The 17,141-nt window shown below is 70.0% G+C and carries 14 protein-coding genes and 1 pseudogene; 9 read left to right on the top strand and 6 right to left on the bottom strand.

The genetic code is table 11. From position 1 onward, the window contains the following. Positions 1 to 89: 89 nt before the first annotated feature. The 9 genes and pseudogenes from IPT68_RS10915 (at position 90) to IPT68_RS10875 (ending at position 12,258) form a co-directional block, all read left to right on the top strand. Positions 90 to 1,290, top strand: a pseudogene (locus IPT68_RS10915) (IS3 family transposase). Between the two features lie 382 nt (positions 1,291 to 1,672). Beyond that, complete coding sequence (locus tag IPT68_RS10910) at positions 1,673 to 2,350, top strand: DUF429 domain-containing protein (protein WP_189696847.1); 678 nt, start codon at positions 1,673 to 1,675, stop codon at positions 2,348 to 2,350. Positions 2,351 to 2,467: 117 nt separating this feature from the next. Continuing rightward, complete coding sequence (locus IPT68_RS10905) at positions 2,468 to 4,081, top strand: TIGR02677 family protein (RefSeq protein WP_189696848.1); 1,614 nt, start codon at positions 2,468 to 2,470, stop codon at positions 4,079 to 4,081. Beyond that, positions 4,081 to 4,269 (top strand): hypothetical protein, encoded by a 189-nt coding sequence (locus tag IPT68_RS10900; RefSeq protein ID WP_189696849.1) that lies wholly within the window; start codon positions 4,081 to 4,083, stop codon positions 4,267 to 4,269. The genes IPT68_RS10905 and IPT68_RS10900 overlap by 1 nt, the downstream gene beginning before the upstream one ends. Next, the gene (locus IPT68_RS10895; RefSeq protein WP_189696850.1) at positions 4,269 to 5,621 is read left to right on the top strand and encodes a TIGR02678 family protein; all 1,353 of its coding nucleotides are present in this window, start codon (positions 4,269 to 4,271) and stop codon (positions 5,619 to 5,621) included. Before IPT68_RS10900 ends, IPT68_RS10895 begins: the two co-directional genes overlap by 1 nt. Further along, positions 5,618 to 9,814, top strand: a complete 4,197-nt coding sequence (locus tag IPT68_RS10890) for a TIGR02680 family protein (protein ID WP_189696851.1) — start codon at positions 5,618 to 5,620, stop codon at positions 9,812 to 9,814. Before IPT68_RS10895 ends, IPT68_RS10890 begins: the two co-directional genes overlap by 4 nt. Continuing rightward, entirely contained in the window at positions 9,811 to 11,124 is a 1,314-nt protein-coding gene (locus IPT68_RS10885) for a TIGR02679 family protein (RefSeq protein WP_189696852.1), read from the top strand. The genes IPT68_RS10890 and IPT68_RS10885 overlap by 4 nt, the downstream gene beginning before the upstream one ends. 493 nt (positions 11,125 to 11,617) lie before the next feature. Then, on the top strand, positions 11,618 to 11,875 hold the full coding sequence (locus IPT68_RS10880; protein WP_189696853.1) for a hypothetical protein: 258 nt from the start codon (positions 11,618 to 11,620) through the stop codon (positions 11,873 to 11,875). Then, positions 11,872 to 12,258, top strand: coding sequence for a PIN domain-containing protein (locus IPT68_RS10875; protein WP_189696854.1), 387 nt, complete (start codon positions 11,872 to 11,874; stop codon positions 12,256 to 12,258). The genes IPT68_RS10880 and IPT68_RS10875 overlap by 4 nt, the downstream gene beginning before the upstream one ends. 72 nt (positions 12,259 to 12,330) lie before the next feature. On the opposite strand, the gene IPT68_RS10870 is transcribed toward IPT68_RS10875, so the two are convergent. From IPT68_RS10870 to IPT68_RS10845, 6 genes are all read right to left on the bottom strand, one after another. Beyond that, a complete protein-coding gene (locus IPT68_RS10870; RefSeq protein WP_194074074.1) occupies positions 12,331 to 12,468 on the bottom strand; it encodes a hypothetical protein in 138 nt (45 codons plus the stop codon). A gap of 67 nt (positions 12,469 to 12,535) precedes the next feature. Beyond that, positions 12,536 to 13,180, bottom strand: a complete 645-nt coding sequence (locus tag IPT68_RS10865) for an NUDIX hydrolase (protein ID WP_189697068.1) — start codon at positions 13,178 to 13,180, stop codon at positions 12,536 to 12,538. A gap of 61 nt (positions 13,181 to 13,241) precedes the next feature. Then, positions 13,242 to 13,715, bottom strand: a complete 474-nt coding sequence (locus IPT68_RS10860) for a hypothetical protein (RefSeq protein WP_189696855.1) — start codon at positions 13,713 to 13,715, stop codon at positions 13,242 to 13,244. Between the two features lie 6 nt (positions 13,716 to 13,721). Beyond that, positions 13,722 to 14,261 (bottom strand): hypothetical protein, encoded by a 540-nt coding sequence (locus IPT68_RS10855; RefSeq protein ID WP_189696856.1) that lies wholly within the window; start codon positions 14,259 to 14,261, stop codon positions 13,722 to 13,724. A 126-nt stretch (positions 14,262 to 14,387) separates the two neighbouring features. Continuing rightward, a complete protein-coding gene (locus tag IPT68_RS10850; protein ID WP_189696857.1) occupies positions 14,388 to 14,963 on the bottom strand; it encodes a DUF6262 family protein in 576 nt (191 codons plus the stop codon). Continuing rightward, positions 14,960 to 16,846 carry a tyrosine-type recombinase/integrase gene (locus IPT68_RS10845; protein WP_228040368.1) on the bottom strand — a complete coding sequence of 629 codons (1,887 nt, stop codon included), beginning with the start codon at positions 16,844 to 16,846 and terminating at the stop codon, positions 14,960 to 14,962. Before IPT68_RS10845 ends, IPT68_RS10850 begins: the two co-directional genes overlap by 4 nt. Positions 16,847 to 17,141 lie beyond the last annotated feature (295 nt).

Below are 17,141 nucleotides of genomic sequence, written 5' to 3'. Positions count from 1 at the left end.
GGGTTCGGTAGGGACTCGATCATTTGAGAGGATCGAGTCATGGCACGTCCTTCCCTTACCCGCTTGAGTTGCGCCGTCGTGCGGTGCGGATGGTCGCCGAGGTGCGGCCCGACTACGACACCGAGTGGGCCGCGATGAAAGCGGTCGCGTCCAAGCTCGGGATCGGCACGACCGAGACGCTGCGCAAGTGGGTCCGGCAGGACCAGATCGACGCCGGCACCCGGCCGGGCACCACGACCGAGGAGTCGGCCGAGCTGAAGCGGCTGAAGAAGGAGAACGCCGAGCTCAGGCGGGCGAACGAAATCCTCAAGGCCGCGGCGTCTTTCTTCGCGGCCGAGCTCGACCGGCCACACACGCGCTCGTAGCCTTCATCGACGAGCACCGGAACCGCTTCGGCGGGGTCGAGCCGATCTGCCGCGTGCTGAGCGCACACGACTGCAAGATCGCCCCTGCCACCTACTACGCTCACCACAAACGACAGGTCACGCCGTCCGCCAGGACCGTGCGGGACGCCGAGCTGAAGGAGCACATCGGCGAGGTCTTCGAGGCCAACTACCGAGTTTACGGCGCGAGGAAGATCTGGCGGGAGCTGAACCGGCAGGGTCACGCGGTGGCCCGCTGCACCGTCGAACGCCTGATGCGCGAGCTCGGCATCACCGGCGCCGTCCGCGGCCGGCGCGTGATCACCACGCCGTCCGGCGGCCAGGCCGACCGGGCCCCGGACCTCGTCGATCGTGATTTCGTCGCCGGCGCCCCGAACCGGTGCTGGGTCGCGGACTTCACCCACGTGAAGACCTGGGCAGGTGTCGTCTACGTCGCCTTCGGCGTGGACACCTTCTCCCGCCGGATCGTCGGCTGGTCCGCAGCCACCGTGAAGGAAACGGTCTTCGTGCTGGACGCCCTGGAGATGGCATTGTGGCAACGCGACCTTGACCAACACCCCGTTCGGGCAGGCGAGTTGATACATCACTCGGATGCCGGATCGCAATACACGAGTTTCCGGCTCGCCGACCACCTGGAGGCCGCCGGCATCGCCGCTTCCATCGGATCGGTGGGCGACGCCTACGACAACGCCCTGATGGAGAGCACGATCGGCCTGTTCAAGACCGAACTGATCAAGCCCAGGCGGCCGTGGAAGACGCTGTCCGACGTCGACTCGCCACCGCCGAGTACGTCGACTGGTACAACCACCGGCGACTCCACGGTGAGATAGGCCACGTCCCACCGGTCGAATACGAGAACAACCACTACCTCGCAACCACGAAACCTCAGGTCACACCCAACTTCTGAGATCTCTACCGAACCCGGAACGGTTCAATGACCATGACCAGGCTCCAGCAGCTGATCGTGGCCCGAACTGCACGCCGACGAGGGCCTGCGCCCTACTCAGTGAGGTTTGGACGCTGCGGACCGACTGCCCCAGAAGCGACACAGCTCTGCTGGACGGTTTGGTACCGGGGCAGGGACTTGCCTCTGCGGAGGAGACGGGACGCATCCGCGCTTGCGTAGCCGTCAAGGTGCCACGCTGGTGGACATTACGCCTATCTGTGCACGTCATAGCCCTGCGATGACTCTCCCCGGCGTACAGCCCGGCTCGTCTGCCACCGGGGCGCTCGCGCCCCTGCTCACCATCGGGCTCCGCCCTCGGACGCGGCGCGAGAGGCGAGGCGGGATGGATGTCCTGGGGGTCGATGCCTGCGGCAAGCAGGGATGGATCGGCATCGCGCTCGCCGACGGTGCATACGCGGGCAGCCTGGTCGATGTCCGGCTCGACGCGTTGATCGAGCGTGCCGCCGGGGTGCAAGCGATCGCCGTGGACATGCCCCTCGGCCTGGTCGAAAAGGGATGGCGGGCTGCGGATCTCGAGGCGAGGGCGCTGCTGGGGGCGCGGCGCAGCAGTGTCTTTCTCGTGGCACCGAGGCCGGCCTGGCTCGAGTCGGACTACGCGGCAGCCGGCGATCGGTGCCAGGAGCTCACGGGTCAGCGGCTCAGCCGACAGGCGTGGGCACTGGCCCCGAAGCTTCTCGAAGCCCGGGCCTGCAGGCTTGCCGATGAGCGGATCCACGAGGTGCACCCCGAAGTGTCCTTCCCTGCCCTGGCCGGCGGCGTGCCGCTCGCCCACTCCAAGAAGACCTGGCGTGGCCAGAACGTGCGCCGCCACCTTCTGGCCGCGGCCGGGCTCCCGCTGCCGGACGAGCTCGGCGAGGCGGACGGCGTTCCTGCGGACGACATTCTTGACGCCGCTGCCGCGGCCTGGTCGGCCCACAGGATCGCGCTGGGCATCGCGGGCCGGATTCCCGAGGCTCGTGAGGTGGACGCGGAAGGGCGATTCATCGAGATCCGGTACTGACGGCTCGGCGCGAGGCGTCCGCCTGCTCCGACTCCGCGTCCCATGTCGTACGTCGTGAGCGGCTGGTTTTCCCCGACTTCCTCCAAAGTGTCAGTGGCGGTCCGTACGCTCGGCGGTATGGAGGGGGACGAACTGTACGAAGGACCGCGGGAAGAACCGCCCGTTGAAGACAGCGACGCCGACGCGTGGCAGCGACTCAGCGCCTACGCCTACCTCAGCGCCCCCGAGCGCCTGGAGTACGTCGCGGTGATGCGGGTGTTCTGCGGGACGCTGCTCGCGGATCTGGCCGTACCCGACGTGCTCGCCAAGCTGGCACAGGCGGGCGGGTCGAGGGAGTCTCTCGACGCCGAGACGCTCACCGCCAGGCTCGAACAGCTCGTGCGCTGGGGCAATCTGTTGCGCAGCACCCACACCGTCAGGGCGACGAGCATCGCCGAGTACCAGCGCTCCCGGTCCCGCTACCAGCTGTCCAAACCGGGCGAGCGTGTGCAGCGTGACGCGGACGAGGTGCTGGCCGGAGCGGACGCCGCGCGTGAGGTCAGCAGCGAGCTGCTCACACTCGTCGACCGGGGGCTGCGCGAGATCGCCGACATGGTCGCGGCGCCCGGCGGCGCGGACCCGCAGCGGGCGCTGGAGCGCATCAGCACGCTGTTCGTGCAGTTCGCCGCATTCGCCGAGTCAGTACGGGACTTCTACGCCTACCTGGGCCAGGTGCTCGCCCGCTACGACCTCGACGGAGCCGAGTATCAGGGCTTCAAGGAGCTGCTGCTCGACTACGTGGAGGCGATCACCGAGGACGTCTCCTTCCACGCCCCGCGCATCGCCGCCCACCTGCGCTCGATCTGGCCCCACCTGCCCACGCTGCTGTCCCGCATCGACACGCACGCGACCGGCCTCGGAGCGCTCGCCGACGGTCTGCCCGAGACACGCGTCCAGCGCAGCCGGGGCCGGGACCTGGCGGACTGGGAGGGGCTGCGCGACTGGTTCGCCGACACCGGCGGACACGGCAGCCAGGTGGACCAGCTCAGGGACGCGACCCTGCGTGCCCTGCAGTCCCTCCTCGCCAACGCCAAGCGGATGCTGCGATCGGCGTCCGGCGAGATGTCCCGCCGCAAGGACCTGCTCAGGCTCGCGGCCTGGTTCGACGCCGCGGAGCCGGAGGAGGCCCACGACATCGCGGTCGCCGCCTTCGGGCTGTACGGAGCGCGGCACCTGGGGGTGGCGCCGGACCCCGACCAGCCCGTACCGGCGTACGTGAGCTGGTGGACCGGGCCCGTCGTGGACGTTCCGGTGGCGTTGCGCGAGCGGGGCAGCCGGGCTCCGCGCGGGCGACCCGCGGCGGTCGAGGACCACAGCGAGCAGAAGCGCCGCCTGATGGAGCAGGCACGGGAACAGGCCGAGGCACGGCAGGCCGCGGCAGGCGAACTGCGCAGCGCGTCCGGCCGCTTCGACCAGGTCAGGCTCAGTTCCGCGGCCATGCGCCTGCTGCTGGAACTTCTCACCTCCGCCCTCGGCAACGCCCAGCTGCACCAGGACGCCGACGACTTCTCGCTGGACGGCGCCCGGGCGAGGGACGCGGATCTCGGCATCCGGCTGACCGCATGGCGTACTCCGGGCCGGCACACGCTCCTGCGTTCCCTGGACGGCGACATGACGGCGGACGACCTCACCCTCGTCGTCGAGAGCGACTCCGCCGCGTCCGTCGATGCCGCAGAGGAGGCGAGCGCCTGATGCCCCTGCCCTCCGCGTACGACGTCGCACTCGCCGCCGAGCGTCGCGCCGCCGCCCGGCTGCTTCTCGCCCACCCCCTGGTCACCAGCACCGGCCCACACCGCGACATGACGGCGGACGACCTCACCCTCGTCGTCGAGAGGGACTCCGCCGCGTCCGTCGATGCCGCAGAGGAGGCGAGCGCCTGATGCCCCTGCCCTCCGCGTACGACGTCGCACTCGCCGCCGAGCGTCGCGCCGCCGCCCGGCTGCTTCTCGCCCACCCCCTGGTCACCAGCACCGGCCCACACGGCGACACGTTCCCGCTCATCCGGCGCCACGCCGACTGGCTCGCCCAGCGCTTCCAGCAGGTGTTCGGCTACCGCCTTCTCGTCGAGGCGTCGTACGCCCGTCTGTTCAAGGCGGGCCTCGGCCCCGGCTCGGGCCACCGCCTTCAGCGGCCGTCCACCGGCACGCCGTTCACCCCACGGACGTACGCGTACCTGGCCCTCGCCCTCTCGGTCCTCGTCACCGCCCCGGAACAGCTGCTGCTCTCCCAGCTCGTCGCCGACCTCAGGGCCGCGGCCGTCGACGCCGGGATCGAGATCGACGACACCGGACGGCAGTCCGAACGGCGCACACTCGCCGCGGCCCTCCGCCAGCTCGTCGACTGGGGCGTTCTGGTGGAGACGGAGGGCCATGTCTCGGCGGTCGCCGAGGAGCGGGACGGCGAGGCGCTGCTGACCGTGGACCGCGAGATCGCCCGCGCGATCGTCGCCGGCCCACTCGCCCAGAGCCGCGACGGCGCCGACCTCGTCCGCCGTGCCGCCGACCCCGGCTTCGGCGGCCCGCGCACCTACGTGCGCAGACGCCTCGTCGAGACTCCCGTGGTCCATCTCGACGACCTCACCGAGGCCGAACGCGAGTGGTTGCGCACACGTCAGCGACGCGAGTCGCAGGCCTTCTCCGAACTGCTGGGTCTCGAGGCCGAGATCCGCGCCGAGGGCATCGCCCTGGTCGATCCGGACGACGAACTCACCGACCTGCATCTGCCCGGCACCGGCACCGTCGCCCAGGCCGCACTGCTGCTGGTGGAGCGGCTGGTCGACAGACTCCGCCCGGAGGACCCCGGCCACCCCGCGGTCGGCGGGCGACTGATCATCGGCGTACCCGTCCCGGACGGGCTGCTGCCGGAACTGCTCGACGAGCTGATCGAGGAGTACGGCCGACGCAGCAACTGGCAACGCGGCCTCCTGGACGACCGGGACGGGCTGCTGGCCGCCGTCCTCGACGTCCTCGTCCGTATGCGCCTGATGGCGCCGATCGCCCCGGTGCGCGCCGACGGTCACGGTCTTCCCGAGGGCTACGGGGAGGCGGCACCTGAGGGCCGGTCCGTCACGGGCGTCTCCGCTGCCCGCGGGCAGGACCGCACGGACTCCACGAGCGGCTGGGTGCTGCTCGCCGCGGCCGCCCGGTTCGCCACCACGGTGGCCGTCAAGCGGCGCACGGAGGACGACGGGACCCCAGGCACGCCCGAACAACCCAAGGAGCAGCACCGGTGAACGGCCCTCGGACGAGCCCCCATCGCTACCGCCTGCACCGCGCCGGCATCCGGAACGTCTGGCAGTACGACCAGCAGGAGTTCTCCTTCGGTGACGGCCGCCTGCTGCTGCGCGGCAAGAACGGCGCGGGCAAGTCCAAGGCCCTGGAGATGCTGCTGCCCTACCTTCTCGACGGCGACGCCCGCGCCCTCGACGCCACGGGGACCGGCCGGACCACGCTCCTCTGGCTGATGCTCGACGGCTTCGAGCAGACCAACAGGCTCGGCCACCTGTGGGTGGAGTTCGCACGAACCGACGAGGACGGGAACGACCACCACCTCACTGTCGGCGCAGCCATCCGCGCATCCCAGTCGGCCAAGGCGGCGAAGCCGTTCTTCTTCGTCACACCGCTGAGGGTGGGTGAGGAGCTCCACCTCACCCCGGCCGGCCAGCCGCTCCCCGTCGACCGGCTCAAGTCGCTCGTCGGCCCGGAGAACGTCACCGAGCGCGCCGTCGAGCACCGGGCCCGCGTCGCCCGCGACCTGTTCGGCCTCACCGACCCGGCCCGCTACCGCAACCTCCTCCACCTCCTGCACCGGCTGCGCCGCCCGACCATCGGCGACCGCATCGACTCCGGCGGCCTGGTCTCCGTCCTCGCGGAGACGCTTCCCGCGCTCGACGACGAGATCGTGGAGAAGGTGGCCCGGAGCCTCGACGACCTGGACGCGGTGCGGACCGACCTCGGCCGTCTGGAGCGGACGGACACGGCACTGCGCACCTTCCTCACCGGCTACCGCGGCTACCTGCACGGAGCGCTGCGTCGCCGCACGGACCAGGTCAGCGGGGAACTGGAACGGCTGGCGGAGCACCGCGCGGCAGCGGCCGAGGCGGCGAAGAAGGCGACGGCCCTTCGCGTCCGCGAGGAGGAACTCACCGCCCGCCTCGACGCGCTCACGGCGGAGGCGGAAGCCGCCGAGACGGACCTCGCCGCCCTCCACGGCAGCGCGGCCTACCGCAGCCTGAAGGAACTGGCCGAGAAACGCGCCACCGTGACCGCCCTGCACAGCGCCGCGACGACCGCGTTCAAGGCACTGCGTCAGGCCCTCGGCGGTCAGGAGGAGGCGGGGCGGCGCCTCACCGACGAGGCCGGACGAATCGTTCAGGAACTGACCGAACTTGCCACTGCTCAGCACGAACTGCTGAGAGCGGCGGAGCGGTCCGGGCTCGACCACGCGCACGTGGGCGAGCCGCCCACGGCCACCGTCACGCCGGTCGAGACCGCCACCCAGACGCAACTGGCATCCCCGGACGGCGACTTCCACGTCATCGGCCACACCGAGGTTCTGGCTGCCGACACGGAAGCCTGTGCCACGGCCCTGCACGCCTGGGACGCCCAACTGGACACCGCGGGGCCCGTCATCAGAAGCCGCGCCCGAGCCGTGACGGAACTGGTCGCCCTCGTCGAGGAGTCGGACCGGACCCTGCGCGAGGCTCACGAGGCCGATGCGGCCCGGGAGCGCCTGGAGGAGCAGGCCGAAGAGGCGCGCGCGAGGGCGGGACGCCGACGGGAGGAGACGGCCCGCGAGGGGGAGGCCTACGCCGACGTCGTACAGGGCTGGACCGAGCAACTGCGCGGCCTGACCGGCGTGTCCCTGGACGGCGTGCACGCCCTCGTCGCGCATGACGCGACGGAGGAGCCACTGCCCGCGCACGTCCCGGACGAGGTTGCGGATGTCGCCCGCTCGGCCCTGGACCCGTGGCTGGCGGAGCTGAACGAACAGCGCGACGCACGCGCCGTCACGATCCGCGAACTGGCCGCAGAGCGGGACCGGCTGCGGCGGGAGCGAGACGACTGGGAGCGCCGAACCGACCCCCAGCCTCCGTCGCCGCCCCACCGCACCGCACCTCGCGAGCCCGGCAGCGGCGCACCTCTGTACCGGCTCGTGGACTTCGCCGAGGGCGTGGAGCCGCAGCTTCGGGCGGGCCTGGAAGCCGCGCTCGAGGCGAGCGGCCTTCTCGACGCGTGGGTGTGCGCCGACGGCACGGTCCGGGATCCCGCTACCCGGGACACCCTCCTCGTTCCGGGCGATGCGCCTGCGGGGCCCACACTCGCCGACGTGCTCAACCCGGTGGAGGCGCCGGGCAGCGGGGTCACGGCCGCTCGGACCGGCAGCGTGCTGCGGTCGGTGGCCCTGGTCGCGCAAGGGACGACGGAAGCGGCGGCGGACTCCGCGATCGGCACCGACGGCTCCTGGAGGCTGGGCGTTGCCCGCGGCCGCCACATCAAGGAGACCGCCGAGTACGTCGGCGCGGAGGTACGCGCCGAGACCCGCCGCCGGGCGCTGGCCGGACTCGCCCGTCGACTCACCGCCGTACACGAGGAGCTGGGGGAGCAGGAGCGAGCGCTGCGGATCCTGACCGAGCACCGCACACAGGTGACCGAGACACTGAGCCGTCCGCCCGCCGCGCGGGGACTGACCGACGCCTGGGCCCGCACGGCCGAGGCCGAGCGCACCGCGCAGGTCCTGGCCGGTCAGGCGTCCACGGCCGCCCGCGAGGCGGAGCAGGCGCGTGCCCGCGCGGTGGCCGCCCGGCGCGAGACCGAGGCGAACGCGAGCGCCCATGACCTCCCGGTCGACCGGGCCGCCCTCGACTCGGTACGTCTCGCCCTGGACCGGCTCGGTACGGGCGCGGAACGCCTGCGCCGCGGGCTGCGGGCGGTCGGCCCCGTCCTCGACGGCCACCGCCGGGCCCGCGAGGGCTACGAGCGCGCGCTCACGTCCCGTCGGGAAGCTGATTCGGACTACGCCGAGCACCTCGCCCGCCTGGACGCCGCCCGCCGTATGGTCCGAGGCCTGGAGGAGGCCCTGGGCGCGTCCGAGCAGGAGATCCTCGCCCGCGAGGACGAGGCCAAGCGCCGTCTCGAGGCCGTAAGGCGTCAACGGCCCGGCACGCAGCGGGACATGAGCGCCACACACGACGAACGCGTGCGCGCGGAGGAGGACGAGCGGGGCAGGCGCGAGGCACTGGCCGCCCAGCAGGGCGAGGCGCTCGCGAGCGGCAGGCGACTGCGTACGGCGCTGTCGTTTCCGGGGGTGATCAGGGGAGCGGGGTTCGATGCCGGCGAGGTACGAGGAGCCGGGGAGGCAGGTGAGGACGCGGCGGAGGCGGACGCCGTACGCGGCGGCACGGACGGCGTAAGGGCTCTGAGCCTTCTGGTCGAGGCGGTCGGGGGCCGCCTGGACGCGGCACGCCACGACCTGTCGGACACCGCCCTCCTCAACCGCCACACCGAGCTGCGCGACCAGCTCTCCGGAGGTTACGACGCCACGATCGAGGAGCACGACGGCATCAAGATGTGCCGCCTGGTCGACGACCACGGCCCGCACGACATCGCCGCCGTCGGCGAGCGCATCGCCTCCCAGGCGGCCGAGGCCCGCGAGCGCCTGACGGAACGCGAACGCGAGGTGTTCCAGCGCTTCCTCACGGGCGAGCTGGGTGACCACCTGTCGTCCCAGGTCCTGGCCGCGGGAGCCCTGGTGGCGGCCCTGAACACCACCCTGTCCACGGTCCGCACCTCGCACGGCCTCGGCGTGGTCCTCGACTGGAAGCTCACCGAGGGGGTGGAGGCCGACGTCAAGGCGGCCGTCGACCTGCTGCGCAGCCCCTCCGGCCTGCGCACGCGCGAGCAGTCGGAGCACCTGCGCGACGTACTCCAGCGCCGCATCGAGGACGCCCGCCGCGCCGACCCCGGCGCGGGCTACGCGGCCCATCTGCGTACGGCCCTCGACTACCGCGACTGGTTCACCTTCACGCCCTGGGTGGTGAACGATGCCGCGCCGGGCAGCCGCCGCAAGCTCTCCGGCCGTACCGGGCTGAGCCAGGGCGAGCAGCGCGTCCTGTCGTACCTGGTGCTGTTCGCGGCAGCGGCGGCCCACTTCACCAGCCTGGCCGGGACTGCCCCGCACGCCCCTCGCCTGATCCTCCTGGACGACGCCTTCGCCAAGGTCGACGAGCCCACCCACGCCCGCCTGGGCCGCATCCTTGTCGACCTCGACCTGGACTTCGTCCTCACCAGCGAACGCCTGATCGGCAACTGGCCCGACGTACCGTCCCTGCACATCTACGAGTGCCTGCGCGACCCGCACGTACGCGGGGTCGCGACGCTGCACTACACCTGGAACGGGCGGCAGCGCAGGCTGGTGTCGGTATGACGAGCCGCGAACCAGCCGCCGAACGTCCACCGGACCGTCCGCCGGACGCCGAGGCCCTGGCATTCCTGACCCGACCGGGCCTCACCCGCCTCTGGACGGCCGTACGAGCGCGACTGGAGCGCAACGGCCTGCAGCCGGCCGGCACGATCAGGCTCCAGCACCTGGACGCACAGGAGCGCGAAGCCCTCTCCCTCCTCCTGGCCAGACCGGTCACCGGCCCCGCCGCCACGATCCGCCTGCCGGACCTGGACGCCCGCCTGCGCCGCAGCGCGCTCGCACGAGGCCTGACCGCGACCCTGGCGGCACTGGGCCCACCGCTCACCGACCGCCGAGCGGCCCGCGACGCGGCGACGGCCGAACGCACCCGCCTGTGGGCCACGGCGGAAGCGGCCCTGGCAGCCACACCTCTGTCGGACCAGCCGTGGGCCGGCCAGTGGCTGGCCGAGCTACGACGAGGCGGCACCCTCACCCGCCAGCCGCCCGCCACCGCGCTCACCACCGTCACCCAGGCCGCCCAGACCCTCGCGACCCTTTTCCCCGGCACGGGAGCCGACCCCACCCCCGCCACCTGGGGCCGCGGCGAACTGGCCACGCGCACCACCGGCTCGGCCCACGGCCTGGACGACGGCACGCTGCTCTCCCGCCTGGTCCTGCGCGGCATCGCCCTGGCCCGGGGCGTCGACTTCCCCGCGGACGCACCGGGACGGCGGGCGCTGTGGCGGATGGCCTCGGTCACCCCCGACGAGGTCTCCAGCACGGTGCTCACGTACGGTCTGCGCCCGACGGGCGGCACCTGGCAGGAGACGGCCCTCAGGCAACGCGCCGACAACCACATGGAGACCCACCTGACGCTGCGCGAACTACGCACACTCCAGTTGGAGTTGCCGGCCCACACCCGCATCCACGTCTGCGAGAACCCACGCGTGGTGGAGGCGGCGGCGGACAGCGGCTGCGGGGCGCCGTTGATCTGTACCTCGGGGAGCGCGACGACGGTCGTCCTCACGCTCTTGGACGCACTGGCCGCGTCCGGCTGCGTGTTCGCGTACCACGGCGACTTCGACTGGCCGGGTGTCGCCCTGGCGAACCGGGTCATGGGCCGGTACGAGGCGATGACGCCCTGGCGCATGTCCGCCGCCGACTACGAGTACCTCGCTGCGCGCACCCGGGTGCAGGGAGCGCCGCAACTGACCCTCGGCGGAGCTCCGGTCGAGGCCCTGTGGGACCCCGAACTCGCCCCAGCCATGGAGGGTTTGTGTGTAGTCCTGCATGAGGAGTCGTCTCTGGATCTTCTTCTGGAGGATCTGCGGTAAGCGTGGATCGACAAGCCCCACGGGGACGGCTGAGAGAACTCGGCCGCCCCGGCCGCACTCCTCGGGATGCGTTTCACCTCCACCCCGCGCGGGGCCCGCCTCGCGCGCCGGCCGGCAGTCGTACGCCTCGACGTCCGGGGCATCCCGTCCGACACCGAGTCGCACGACGACATCGTGCTGATGGTCGCCGAGCTGACCGCGAACGCCTCACGTCACGGTCACGTCCCCGGCCGGGACTTCCATCTCCGCCTCCAGGTCCCGCCCGACGGAGGGGCCGCCCGCGTCGAGGTCACCGACACCCGTACCGAACCCCGCGCCCTGACGGGCCGGGCAAGACGGTCTGGGCTGAGTACACCCTCGGAGCCGCTTCCACCTCCTGACCCGCGATACGGGTACGTACCCGTACCCGTATCCTCAGGGAGTCTCGCGCCGTCTCGCACTTCCTCGTACAAGCTCGTACAAGGAGGCCCCGCATGCCCGACGGAGGCCCCGCATGTCCGACGCCAACATCCGCATACCCGTCGAAGCCCGCGACAGGCTTGCCCGGATAGCGTCCTCCGAGGGCATGTCACTGCGGGGCTACCTCTCCCATCTCGCCGAGACGCTGCTCACCCCCGAGGAGCGCGCGGCACGCGCTGAGCAGGCACGCGTCGCCCTGCGGGAGTGGAACGGATACGACCCGAGCACGAGCGAGCAGGCGGCTCTCGACGCCGAGCTGGACCGGCGGATCGGTGAGGCGGGGGCAAGGTGACCGAGGCGCTGCACATCGTCCTCGACGAGACGGCGATGATCGCGGCCGGGAAGGGCAATGTGCTCGCCTCCCGGCTGATGCCCCGCGCGCATGCCGAAGCGGGCTGGTTCCTGTTCGCCCCGGCATGCGCTCTGGTCGAGGCGGACCGGGTGCGGCCCGGCACGGCCGAGCATCTCGCCGCACTCCCGGGGATCACCGTGCTCGACCTGGACCTGCCCGCCGCGCTCGCCGTGGCGCGCGAGACGTCCTGGGGGCCGGCTCACACGCGATACGCCGCCGAGCCCACGGCGGAACGGCCGAGCGGGGCGGTGGTCGCCACCGCCGACCCGGAAGCCTGGGAGGGACAGCCCGTACGCGTCATCGACCTGAGCCCTTGCACCTGACCTGGGCCGGTCCGATCGGGCCTGGACCGGCCTGGTCCCGTCGAGGCCGGCGGCAGGGATGCACCGGGCTCCTCAAGACTGCCGAGGGGTGAGGGTGCGGGCGGCGGTCCGGTGGAGGTGTTCGGTGAAGCGGGCCGCGGGGTCCGGGACGCCGAGGCGGTGCAGGGCGACCATGGACGTGACGATCACGTCGCAGACCTCCGCCGTCACGTCCTCCCAGGTGTTATCTGGGGTTTTACTCAAATACACGCTGGTCAGAGCGATCTACGGATGTCAGTTACGTGAGGCACGTCTTCTCCTGGTGACCGGAGGCCATCACCGCGTGCTCCTGTAGGGCAAGCAAGCTCATCAGCTTGCGAGTGAATCGGTGCATGTGGGGGTCGAGGGTGTCCTCTGGTGTGGCGAGGACCTGGTCCAAGGAGAGCCACTTGATCGCGTCGAACTCGGTTTCGTCGAAGGAAGTGACCTGGCCTGCCTCTCCCCGCAGGATGTACCACAAGGACACGTCAGTGTGCTGCCCCTGTCCGCGAGTCCGTGTGACGGTGAGGAAGGTCGGGCGGTCCCCGGTGATCGAGGCAGGTACGGCTTCGATGCGCAGCTCTTCGCGGCATTCACGACGGACCGTGTGCCATGGATCCTCTGCCGGCTCGACGTGACCGCCGCTGGGAAGCCACAAGCCGGCCTTGCGGTGGGCAACAAGTAGGAGCTCCTTGCGCGTCTCATCGAGCACGACGAAGTAGCTGACCAGGTGCTTCGCGGGGGTGGCAGGCTTAAGCGTCCTGTAGAGAGGCGCTCCGCTGGTGATCCACTCTGCTGTTGCAGCGAGGTGTGTCTGCTCCTGATCGTCCCAGGGCTCGATGCCGCTGAGCACCCGCATCAGCTGGGCGCGGAGTAGTTGGTCGGGGGCGTTTGACGAATCCATGGTGACCACGGGCACATGATGGCAGGGAGCCGCAACCTCTCGCTGGTCAAGTCAGCCAGCGCTAGCGGACGGGGCCCTGCTCGTCGATGAAGAAGTCAGGCGTTCCACAGAACAGGTCAGTGGTCACCGGTCCGTAGGCGATGTTGAAGGTGTCCAACCAGTAGGACCAGTCCCGGATCCCCAGTGCGCTGCTGAAGCGGTAGTTCAGCTGCCAACGGACCCACTGCCCGGGAACAAGTCGCACGGCCGGCAGGCGTCGTCGCCGCGGCGGCAGGGCAAACAAAGGCTGCACTCGCGGGAAGACCCGCAGGCGTCCTTCGACTTCACGGAGTTGGACATCGACCTTGCCGAGGTCCTCAAGAGTGTCATGAGGCTGAAAGCCGTTCTCCTCACGCATGCGCACCACGTGCGCCAGCGAACTCGACGCATGTGGAAGAGGGAACCCGATCGGGGCGGCATTCCTGCGCGCGGCACTCTCACCTCCCCGCGACTCCTTGGTCCACGAGGTCCGTACCCACTGCACAGTGATCTCCACGCCGTCTCACTCCCCGCTCAGCTCGTCGAGGATCTCGCCGTAGTAGCGGCGCCGCTGGCTCAGTGTCTGGGCGACCTCCTTGTCTGTGACCTGGGATATTTTCCCGAGGTGCTCCAAGAGGTTGTCCCGCTGGGGATGGTCAGAGTCTTTGACGTACTCCGTGGTGATGGACACTCCGGCAGTGAGCAGCAGGTGGTGGGGAAGGCCGCACCAGGTGTCGAAGCTCCGGCAGACGGCTTCCCACAGGAGCCAGACGTCCTCGACGCGGCGCTCTTCGGCGACCCGCAGGGCGGCGAGTTCGATGCTGTGGCTGACTCCCCAGGAATGCCCATGCCAGCGTGTCTCCTGAAGGAGCAGGAACCGGGCGAAGTTCCCGTCTTCCTGGCAAGGGTCCCCGACCAGGGCTTCGAGGACCTGCTGCCTGTCCTCCCAGCGGGCGTCCATGGGCAGCCCATCCTCAGTGTGCTGCCCGTCGAACTCCAGAAGTTCCCATCGCTCGGGGTCCCCGCGCCACCAGGCCAGGTCGGGTATCGCGGGACGGCTCATTGGCGTGTCTTTCGTGCGGGGAAGGGTGACATCGTTGCATGTGCGTGATCAGCATCGACAAGGACGCCCCAGCTTCGCATGGCTGCTGCTACGGCCAGGGTCGCCTGCGAGCAATCCGAGGGGCGATTACGTTGAGTCGCGGTTCTGGTCGCGCATCATGTTCCGCAGGGCCGTCCGGGCGGCGGCCAGGTCGTCCTGTGCCTCGGCCAAATCATCCTGCAGGCTGTCGCGGTCTGCTTCGGCTCGGGCCAACTCTGAGGCGAGCCGTTGGTTGGCGATGGACAGCTCCTGAACACGGGCGAGTAAGTCCTTGGTCGAGACGGCGTCGACCCGCTCGCCGAGACTGCGCTGCACTGCGGCCCTGAGCCGGTCACGTTCTTCGGTGAGCGTCCGGACCTGGGCACGCGCAAACTCAAGGTCGGTCGCTAGGCTCGCGGCGCTGGCCACCGCTCCTTCCTTGCGCTGCCGGGTTACGCCGACTGCCTGGCCCGCGCGAGCGGCTTCGATGTGCTCGCGAACCCCTTCGGCGTAGACAAGCCAGTTTGAGACGCCAGCCCGCTTGGCGACTGTGAGGAACGTGATCGGGTCGCCGTCGGCCTTCATCTGATCCACTACAGCGAGCACCCTTGCGCGCTTCTCCCGGCTGGCCTTCTGCCGAGATTCAAGCAGCACCTGAGCTGGCGTACGCGGCTCCTTCGTCATGCGACTACCCCCGGAGGACCGAATGCGGGCATGCCCAGGCTCACAGCGCCCTTCGAGGCCCCGGCACGGAGCTTTCGCAGAACCTTGCTGGCCTCCTCGACCTCGTGTCGCATCTCATCGGGCATCGAAGCCAGTTTCTCCTTCTGGTTCTCACGGACGGCCTGGAACGCAGCGATCTGGTCGTCCAGGTTCCGGATGACGAACTCGGCTGCTCCGGCGGCGGCAGCGACCTCACGGTCCGCCTTCAACGCACGGATGTGCTCCTCAACGGCAGGTAGGTAGGAGGGATCGGGTCGGTACGAGCCGCAGCCAGCGCATTGGAACCGGATGGGGCACGCCTTCCCGCCGGCCTTCACGTTGGTGGGTTCGATGCAGTTTCCGAATGCCACCGCTACCGACCGCATCTCGTACGCCGTGCTCGATCTCATTGGAGCAGGAGTGCCGAAGCGGTCGGTGGTCAGACTCTTGATGGTGTTGATGGCCTCCCGCTTCATTTTGATGCTCACCTTGTAGTAAGCCGCGGTGGTGTCAGCGGACTTGTGATCCATCAGGTCCTGGAGGACGTGCTGCGGCATACCGGCGTCGGCGTATCGCTGGCAGAAGGTGTGGCGGAAGGCGTACGGGTAAATCAGCGACCGTTCGAAAGGCAATGGTGCGCCGTCCGCGCCGAGTTCTTCGGAGTGGATTTCCGGGATCGAATCGGCCCATGTCCGGATGGCAGCGCCGATGTTCCCGGTAGTCAGGTGGCCGGTGGCGGCGTTGTCGGTGATCGCAGGGAACAGGAAGGGGAGGGTCCGAGAAGGCAGGTCGAGTCGCTCCCGGACCGATGTCCACTCTTTCACCGCGCTGACCGTGTCCCTGTCCAGGGGAAGGCGTCGCCGGAGCCTACGTGCCTTGGTATTGTCCCAGATCAGCTGGTACTCACCGCCGTCGTACTCCAGGCAGCCCAGGTCAAGAGCGCCGATCTCGTTGGGACGGCGTCCGGTGTCTCTCAGCAGGACGTAGACCGTGCGGAACATGGCCCGGATGCAGTCCGTCGGCATGCTGCCGTAGGTCATCCCCACACCGATGAGGTCGACGTGCTTGTCGAGCTGAGCAACGACCGACTCGGGAAGGGCCTTGCCGATGTTGTCCTCATCGACTTTGTCCCGCTTGATGCGGTGCTCGTTCGTATGGAGAACGAACCGAGGAGAGAGATCATCAAGGACTCCTTCGATTCGGCCGAATTCCAGGAGCTCCGTGAAGAGCTTCAGTAGCCGGGCCCGGGAGTCGTTGCTGCGGGGCTTCCCGTCTCTGCGAACGGACACCCTGAACTCGTTGACGACCGCCGTCATGTCCGCGAAACCCAGTCCGGCTGGGTCGGAACCAGCACGCCGGGTAGCGAGGGCCCGAGAGGCGATCGTGCAGGCCAGGAGCCGGTCACGAAGGGCCGAGGACCCCGGACTCGTCGTGCGAGCCCAGCGCATCGCTACTTCCCTTAGCCATGGCTGGAGGATGGGGGTGAAGTCGATCTCGCCCTCACGCACGCGGAACCCGGTCCGCGTGCGCGCCGGTAGAGGGGTATCCAGCGCCCGCAGGTCCCACACCGGTTTGGTGGTCTCGTCGATACCGCGGTACGCGTCGAGGCCCCTGGTGATGTCCCGCTTGACCTCCTTGATCAGAGACTGAGTCGCCGTGCATGTGGTGTCGGAGGGGCCAGGCGTGGCGCCAACCGCGAGAGCCACAGAGGGAATGCCGACGAACAGCTTGACGATCTTCCTGACCTGAGTCGGACGGAGAACCTGGCCCCGCGCGTCCCTCTTCTGGAGGGCGTAAAGCAGCTCCAGGCGCGTCGTCTCCTCAAGAGGGACGAGGCTGAACTCGTTCTGGAGGAGGAACGGCACCCGGGTCTCGGTCCACCTGGCCAGGTCCTTGCTGCTGTCCCGGCCGCTCTCACGGGCGCACGCCGCCCACAAGTTGCGGTGCGCATAGCAGAGGTGCGTCGGAAGGCTCTCCTCGCTTCGGCACCCTCGGACCGCGCACAGAGGCAGCCCGGGGAACGGCTCTTGTGAAATTGCCCATGCCTCACGCTCAGCCGCGTAACGGCTGATCCTGGCATCGTGGCCGTAAGTCCTGCGTACATGGCTGCGCCAGACCGAGTAGTGGCTGTGGCAGAGCTGCCCTTTGATCCCGTCACGT

The sequence above is a fragment of the Streptomyces chromofuscus genome (genome assembly GCF_015160875.1).
In the GTDB taxonomy this organism is placed as follows: Bacteria; Actinomycetota; Actinomycetes; order Streptomycetales; family Streptomycetaceae; genus Streptomyces; species Streptomyces chromofuscus.
This window is presented reverse-complemented; position numbering and strand designations above follow the sequence as displayed.

What these genes read in the sequence shown, in the direction of transcription:
- IPT68_RS10900 (WP_189696849.1), top strand. Translation starts at nt 4,081, where the DNA reads ATGCCCCTGCCCTCCGCGTACGACGTCGCACTCGCCGCCGAGCGTCGC.
- IPT68_RS10895 (WP_189696850.1), top strand. Translation starts at nt 4,269, where the DNA reads ATGCCCCTGCCCTCCGCGTACGACGTCGCACTCGCCGCCGAGCGTCGC.
- IPT68_RS10855 (WP_189696856.1), bottom strand. Translation starts at nt 14,261, where the DNA reads ATGAGCCGTCCCGCGATACCCGACCTGGCCTGGTGGCGCGGGGACCCC.
- IPT68_RS10880 (WP_189696853.1), top strand. Translation starts at nt 11,618, where the DNA reads ATGTCCGACGCCAACATCCGCATACCCGTCGAAGCCCGCGACAGGCTT.
- IPT68_RS10910 (WP_189696847.1), top strand. Translation starts at nt 1,673, where the DNA reads ATGGATGTCCTGGGGGTCGATGCCTGCGGCAAGCAGGGATGGATCGGC.
- IPT68_RS10905 (WP_189696848.1), top strand. Translation starts at nt 2,468, where the DNA reads ATGGAGGGGGACGAACTGTACGAAGGACCGCGGGAAGAACCGCCCGTT.
- IPT68_RS10885 (WP_189696852.1), top strand. Translation starts at nt 9,811, where the DNA reads ATGACGAGCCGCGAACCAGCCGCCGAACGTCCACCGGACCGTCCGCCG.
- IPT68_RS10850 (WP_189696857.1), bottom strand. Translation starts at nt 14,963, where the DNA reads ATGACGAAGGAGCCGCGTACGCCAGCTCAGGTGCTGCTTGAATCTCGG.
- IPT68_RS10865 (WP_189697068.1), bottom strand. Translation starts at nt 13,180, where the DNA reads ATGGATTCGTCAAACGCCCCCGACCAACTACTCCGCGCCCAGCTGATG.